Genomic DNA, 6,728 nt, shown 5'->3' with positions numbered 1-6,728 from the left:
ACCGGCGCACCCCGGCCCGGGAGGCGTCCGCCGTCGCGCGCCGCCTCCCGCAGCCCCGACCTGACGGCCGCCGCGAGGGCCGCGCCGAGGGGCGCGCAGAGGCCGAGGGCACCGCGCTCCTTGTGGGCGAGGAGCAGCGCCCGTACCGCGTCCGCGTACCGGGCCGCGGCGTGCGTCGGGGGCAGCCCGGGTGGCTCGGTCACGGGCCGTACCCGGCCGGGTACGGCCCCGCTCAGGGCGGCACGGCACTCCGGGCAGAGCGCCGTGCGAGGCGCTCCGCAGCCTCCGCACTCGGTCGGCAGCACCAGGTCGGTCAGGTCCCGCCACAGCCCCCGCATACCCACCACTGTGACCCCGCCGCGCCGAACCGGCCACCCCTGTGGAAAACCCCCTGTGGACAACCCGACGCGAACGGGCAACACGGCCGTCACCTGCGGAGAAGCGGGGCAGATCGGCAACGCGGGGCGGGGTGAACCCGGAGTCGACACCTGCGGGAGAGCAGTGCCGGTCGGCGACGCGGGGCGGGGCGGGCCCGGAGTCGGCACCTGTGGGAGAGCGGGGCAGGTCGGCGACAGCGGACGGGCCGGGCGCACCACCGCCCCTCACGGGAGACCGCACCGCCGCCCGCCACCGAACGACCCCGCCTCGTCGCCCGCCACCGGACGACCGCGTCGTCGTCAGCCCGGATAGACCGGGGTCGTGCCGTCCGAGACGACCTTCTGCCACTGCGCGCCCGCCTGGAGCCGCACGATCCCGTCCTCGGAGTACGCCACCAGCGGCAGCCGGTCGTCCTCGGCGGCGGTGATCTCCTTGACGCCGGACAGCGCCGCGGGCGGCGACCCCTCCGGCGTGGAGCCGTCGACCTGGACGTAGCGCGTGGTCTGCACGCCGCCCTGTTCGCGCCCGACCACCACGAGGCGGCTGTCACCGGCCCAGGACATGGTCGTCACGTCCTCGAAGTCCGGGGCCGCGGAGTGCAGTTCGAGGACCGAGACGGACGGTTCCTCGCCCGGGTCGCCGGTGCGCTCGATGCGTCCGACGAGCAGCGACTTCTTGTCGCCCTTCGCCACCACGAGCGCGATCCGGACACCGTCGGCGGCGACCTTCACGTCCTGGACGCGCCCGTCCAGCCGGGGTGCCTTGACCACGATCGGTTCGCCCGCGCCCTGCTCCAGCAGGAGCAGCCTCGGGTCCGCGGTGTCCCGGTCGGCCACCCACAGGTCGCCGCGCGCGTCCCAACTGGGCGCCGTCAGCCGGTCGTCGTCGGTGCCGCCGCCGCTGGTGAGGACCGGGTCGCCGAGCGATCCGCCCGACACCAGGGACGCCACGTACAGCTCGCGGCCGTCGGACGTGACGACCGCCGCGGAATGCTCGTCCCGGGCGACGGCGACCGACCGCAGCGGCCTGCCGCCCTCGCCGAGCGCGCCGGGGACCGGGTCGGGCCGGGTTCCGGTGCTCCCGGACGGCAGCCGCACCAGCCGGTTCTTGCTGTCGAGGAAGTACAGGTAGTCGGGGCTGCGTTCGGAGCCGCGCAGGGCGACGTCGTCCGCGTGGTCCTCGTCGAGCGAGCAGAGCCGCTTGGAGCCCGACCGCAGTTCGACCTGGTCGACGGTCGGGGTGAGGCCCTGGAGGGAGAAGAGCAACTGGGCCGCCATCTCGGCGCACTTGGTGGCGCCGACCCGGGCCGCCTGGGCGTTCAGCGGGACGGTGAGCTTGTTCTGGTCGTCGGGGGTCAGCGAGGTGACGCCCTTCTGGAGGGCGGTCCCGGTGGGGAAGCTGGTGCGCACCACGGGGTCGAGCCACCGGGTGGGTCCGCCGAGCACCGACCTGACCAGTTCCGTGACGGGGTCCACGCGCCGCCGGACGTAGACCGGGTCGGCGACCGCCGAGGTGCGCTCGCCCGCCAGGGTGGTGACGTTCGAGGCGAAGAAGTACTTGTCGACGGACATGTAGATGCGCTGGAAGTCCGACTTGCCCATGACGACGCCCTGCGGCAGCCCGTCGATGCGCCACTGCTTGGTCTTGGGGTCGCGGACGAGGTGCACGGGCGCGTCGTAGGCGCCGTCGGCGGGCGCGTAGGAGTCCTGGGTGTCCACGGTGGCGACCTTCGTGCCGGCCAGGTGGAAGGAGAGGTCGTCGGCGGCGTCGCGGCCGTCCCGGTTGCTGTCGGCCACCGTGCCCGGCCCGTCCGCGAGGACCGTGACGGAACGGTCGGGCCGCCAGGTCTTCGACGCCTTCTCGGTCAGGTACTGCCTGGCCGTCGCGTAGAGCGGGTCATCGCTGGTCAGCGCCTCCAGGAAGCCGGAGAGGATGTCCGAGGGCTGCGCGTCGTCCTGGGGCGGCATCGCGAAGACCCGCACCTGGGCGTCCTGCCGGGGCGTCGAGTCCACGCCCCGCAGGTCCCCGCTGTCGGGCATCGACGCGCACCCCGAGAGGAGTACGGCACCGCAGGCCGCGTACGTCAGCACGCGCGCGTACCCGCGCCGGGCGTCCTCCGGGCGGTCAGCGCCCACGAAATGCCTCCCCATGGGTGTGCGAACCGTCCTGCGGGGTCTCCACGCGCGCCGTCGTCTCCTCGCGCGCCCCCTCCGCGCGCCGGGCGCCGGACACGGGCCGCGGCACCACGCGTGCGCCGTTGCCGGGCAGCGCCGTGGGATCGGCGGTGGCGCCCGCGCCGTTGTTCCTGGGCGCGAGGTGCGGCCTCGGGTCCCCGGCGGGCTGTGCGGGCACGGTGGCGGCCTTGGCGGCGCCCTCGCGCGGCAGCCCGGCCGCCTTCAGCTCGCGGTTGTGCCGGGAGTCCTTGGGCTCCAGGGGTATCGGCGAGCCCCGCAGCGGCTCGTCCGCGGTCCTCGGCAGCGTCAGCCGGAACTGCGATCCGCCGCCCGGCTCGCCCCACGCCTGGAGCCAGCCGCCGTGCAGCCGCGCGTCCTCCAGGGCGATCGACAGGCCGAGGCCGGTGCCGCCGGTGGTCCGCGCGCGTGCCGGGTCGGCCCGCCAGAAGCGGCTGAAGACCCGGGTGGCCTCGCCGGGCTTGAGCCCGACCCCGTAGTCGCGGACGGCGACGGCGACCGCGCCGCCCGCCGACGCGAGCTTCACGACGACGTCCTTGCCCTCGCCGTGCTCGACGGCGTTGACGACGAGGTTGCGCAGCACCCGCTCCACCCGGCGGGCGTCCGCCTCGGCGACCACGGGCTGCTGGTCGCCGACGACCCGTATCGCGGTTCCCTTGCGCTCGGCGAGCGGCTCGGCCCCGCTGACGACGCGGCGCACGACCTCGCGGAGGTCTATCGGCTCCGCCTCCAGGGCCGCCGCCCCGGCGTCGAACCGGCTGATCTCCAGCAGGTCGGCGAGGAGCGACTCGAACCGGTCGAGCTGGTCGGCGAGCAGTTCGGCGGAGCGCGCGGTCACCGGATCGAAGTCCACCCGCGCCTCGTGGATGACGTCGGCGGCCATCCGCACGGTGGTCAGCGGGGTGCGCAGCTCGTGCGAGACGTCCGACACGAACCGGCGCTGCATCCGGGAGAGGTCCTCCAGCTGCTGGATCTTCAGCTGGAGGTTCTGCGCCATCTTGTTGAAGGCCTCGCCGAGCCGCGCGATGTCGTCCTCGCCGGTGACCTTCATCCGTTCCTGGAGCCGCCCCGCGGAGAGCCGCTCGGCGATCCCGGCCGCCATCCGCACCGGCGTGACGACCTGCCGCACCACCAGCCAGGCGATGGCCCCGAGCAGCACGACGACGAAGAGTCCCGCCGTCGCCAGCGTGCCCTTGACCAGGCTCAGCGACTTCTCCTCCTGGGTGAGCGGGAAGAGGTAGTACAGCTGGTACGGGTCGCCGTTCGGGTCGTTGACCTGCTTGCCGATGACCAGCGCGGGCTGCGAGTCCTTGCCGGGGTCCTTGTAGATGATCCGCGTGTAGCGCTGGGACGCGGCGGTGCTCTCGTTGATCCGCGCGCGCAGGTTGTCGGGCACGCTCAGCGTCGGGTCGATGCCGCCGGAGGCGCGCGGTCCGCGCCCGCCGCCGCTGTCGTCGCCCGCGGGCAGCGTGACGACGTCGAAGGCGCCCTGGCCGCCGCTGGACAGCGACGAGACCAGGTCGCTCATCCACGCGATCACGTTCTGCGAGGAGCGCCCGTCGGGCGAGGTGGGGTCGTCGGTGGTCCCGGACGCGGCCTCGTCGGCGCGCTGCTTGGCCACCGCGAAACCACCGGTGGCCTGGGACTGGGACGCCTTCACCTTGGCGTCGAGAAGACCGTTGCGCACCTGTCCGATGACGACGAAGCCCAGCAGCAGGACCACGCCGAGCGACATCAGCAGGGTCGTGACGACGACCTTGAGCTGGATGTTGCGCCGCCACAGCCGCATGACCGGCAGCAGCGGCCTGCGCAGCCAGCGCACGAACAGACGCAGCACGGGGCTGCCCTGGACGCCGCCCTCCAGCAGGCCGCCCTCCAGCAGCCGGACCCAGCGGGAGCCGGCCGCCGTCCCGCCGACAGGCCGCCCCGCGTGGGCCCCGTCGCGCCCGTGCGTCGAAGCGGCACTGTCACCGGACATGTCAGCTCGGTCCCGCCTTGTACCCGACACCGCGGACGGTCACCACGATCTCCGGCCGCTCCGGGTCCTTCTCGACCTTGGAGCGCAGCCGCTGCACGTGGACGTTGACCAGCCGGGTGTCGGCCGCGTGCCGGTAGCCCCAGACCTGCTCGAGGAGCACCTCCCGGGTGAACACCTGCCAGGGCTTGCGGGCCAGCGCCACCAGCAGGTCGAACTCCAGCGGCGTCAGCGCGATCGACTGGCCGTCCCGCTTGACGGAGTGTCCCGCCACGTCGATGACCAGGTCACCGATGGCGAGCTGCTCCGGCGCGGGCTCCTCCGACCTGCGCAGCCTGGCCCGGATCCGGGCCACCAGCTCCTTCGGCTTGAACGGCTTCACGATGTAGTCGTCCGCGCCGGACTCCAGGCCCACGACGACGTCGACGGTGTCGCTCTTCGCCGTCAGCATCACGATGGGCACCCCGGACTCCGCCCTGATCAGACGGCACACCTCGATGCCGTCCCGACCGGGCAGCATCAGGTCGAGGAGCACCAGATCCGGCTTGGCCTCCCGGAAAGCGGCCAACGCCTTGTCACCGTCGGCTACGAAAGACGGCTCAAAACCCTCACCACGCAGCACGATGCCGAGCATCTCGGCAAGTGCGGTGTCGTCGTCGACGACAAGGACTCGTCCCTTCATAAACGACATCATCCCATTAGCTAATCGTTACCTGGCGTGACCTGGCACACAGCTCCGCGAGAGCCTCTGCCGTCACGGGCGAAACGGCGCCCTCTTCCGTGACGATCGCGGTCACCAGCTCGGGCGGAGTCACGTCGAACGCCGGGTTGTACGCCTGGGTCCCCAGGGGTGCCACCGGAATCCCCCCTCCCGCTCCCGCCACCGCCGCCTGCGGCGAAGTGATCTCGGTCACCTCGTACCCCGGACGCTGCTCCACCTCGATGGAAGCACCGTCCGGCGTCTGCGGATCGACCGTCGTCAGCGGCGCCACCACGATGAACGGCACGTGGTGGTACCGGGCGAGCACGGCGAGCGGATAGCTCCCCACCTTGTTGGCCACCGAACCGTCGGCCGCGATGCGGTCCGCCCCGATCAGCACCGCGTCCACCTCACCGGACGCGAACAGCGAGCCGGCCGCGTTGTCCGTGAGCAAGGTGTACGCCATGCCGTTGCGAGCCGCCTCGTATGCCGTCAGGCGAGCACCTTGCAGCAAGGGACGCGTTTCGTCCACCCACAGCCTCCGCAGCTCGCCCGCCCGGTGCGCCGCGAGGGCCACCGCGAACGCCGTCCCCTCGCCGCCCGAGACCAGCGCCCCGGTGTTGCAGTGGGTGAGGATCCGGTGCCCGCCGCCGGGCAGCAGCTCGCCCAGCAGCGCCAGGCCGTGCGCGGCCATCCGGGCGCTCGCGGCCCGGTCCTCCTCGTGCAGCGCCCGCGCCGCCGCCAGCGCCGCCGCCGCGGCCCTCCCCTCGTCGCCGCTCCTGGCGAACTCCGCCCGGTGCGCGGCCCGCGCCCTGCGCACCCCGAGCCCCAGGTTCACCGCGGTGGGCCGGGCCCCGGCCAGCGCGTTCGCCGCCTCGTCCACGTCGAACCCGCGCGCGGCGGCGAGCGCGACGCCGTACGCCCCCGCGATGCCCAGCACCGGGGCACCCCGCACGGCGAGCGACCGGATCGCCTCCACCAGCGCGGACGCGTCCGTGCACACCAGCTCGACCTCCTCGGCGGGCAGCCGGGTCTGGTCGAGAAGGACCAGTACGGGACCTTCGGGTGGCTCCTCCCAACGGATCGCCGGTGTCTCGGTGGGCTTGCTGTCCTCGCCGGTTCGCGCCTGCTGATCAGCCATGCGATCAGTCTGCCCCGTGCACGCCGGACAATTGAAGGTGTCCAGCGCATACCGCGGCCGGTACCCCTGCGACCACCCCATGGCACGATGGCAGCCAACCTGCCGCCGCGACCGCGGACGGGCACCGTGAAGGAGCGACGATGAACGACACTCCGGGCTGGGCGTCGCCCGGATCTTCCCCGTCCGACGGACACCGGCCGGGCACGGGCGACTCCGCCGACCAGCAGGGCCCGCCCACCGCGGACGAGGGCGTGAAGTGGTCCAAGGACCAGCCGCCCGCCGGCCAGTGGTCCGCCCCCACCGGCGCCCAGCCCCCGGGCCAGGCCCCGCCGTCCGGCCAGG

General features: G+C 73.6%; 4 protein-coding genes and 2 pseudogenes. 1 reads left to right on the top strand and 5 read right to left on the bottom strand.

The window, feature by feature from the left end:
* From GA0115242_RS13735 to mtnA, 5 genes and pseudogenes are all read right to left on the bottom strand, one after another.
* A pseudogene (locus tag GA0115242_RS13735) lies at positions 1-338 on the bottom strand (ComF family protein); the annotation flags it as partial.
* A 339-nt stretch (positions 339-677) separates the two neighbouring features.
* Positions 678-2,513 (bottom strand): LpqB family beta-propeller domain-containing protein, encoded by a 1,836-nt coding sequence (locus GA0115242_RS13730; protein WP_093828103.1) that lies wholly within the window; start codon positions 2,511-2,513, stop codon positions 678-680.
* Positions 2,503-4,548 carry an MtrAB system histidine kinase MtrB gene (gene mtrB / locus GA0115242_RS13725; protein WP_093828101.1) on the bottom strand — a complete coding sequence of 682 codons (2,046 nt, stop codon included), beginning with the start codon at positions 4,546-4,548 and terminating at the stop codon, positions 2,503-2,505. Before mtrB ends, GA0115242_RS13730 begins: the two co-directional genes overlap by 11 nt.
* Position 4,549: 1 nt before the next feature.
* Positions 4,550-5,239: a two-component system response regulator MtrA gene (gene mtrA / locus GA0115242_RS13720; protein WP_187283109.1), complete on the bottom strand. Its 690-nt coding sequence runs from the start codon at positions 5,237-5,239 to the stop codon at positions 4,550-4,552.
* A gap of 4 nt (positions 5,240-5,243) precedes the next feature.
* Complete coding sequence (gene mtnA, locus GA0115242_RS13715; protein WP_093828105.1) at positions 5,244-6,386, bottom strand: S-methyl-5-thioribose-1-phosphate isomerase; 1,143 nt, start codon at positions 6,384-6,386, stop codon at positions 5,244-5,246.
* A 140-nt stretch (positions 6,387-6,526) separates the two neighbouring features.
* Here mtnA and GA0115242_RS13710 point away from each other — a divergent pair.
* Positions 6,527-6,728: pseudogene (locus GA0115242_RS13710) on the top strand (hypothetical protein); the annotation flags it as partial.

This window comes from Streptomyces sp. SolWspMP-5a-2 (genome assembly GCF_900091845.1).
Lineage (GTDB): Bacteria > Actinomycetota > Actinomycetes > Streptomycetales > Streptomycetaceae > Streptomyces > Streptomyces doudnae.
The sequence above is the reverse complement of the archived record's forward strand: the minus strand, read 5'-3'. Positions and strand labels throughout refer to the sequence as shown.

What these genes read in the sequence shown, in the direction of transcription:
- mtrB (WP_093828101.1), bottom strand. Translation starts at nt 4,548, where the DNA reads ATGTCCGGTGACAGTGCCGCTTCGACGCACGGGCGCGACGGGGCCCAC.
- mtrA (WP_187283109.1), bottom strand. Translation starts at nt 5,239, where the DNA reads ATGATGTCGTTTATGAAGGGACGAGTCCTTGTCGTCGACGACGACACC.
- mtnA (WP_093828105.1), bottom strand. Translation starts at nt 6,386, where the DNA reads ATGGCTGATCAGCAGGCGCGAACCGGCGAGGACAGCAAGCCCACCGAG.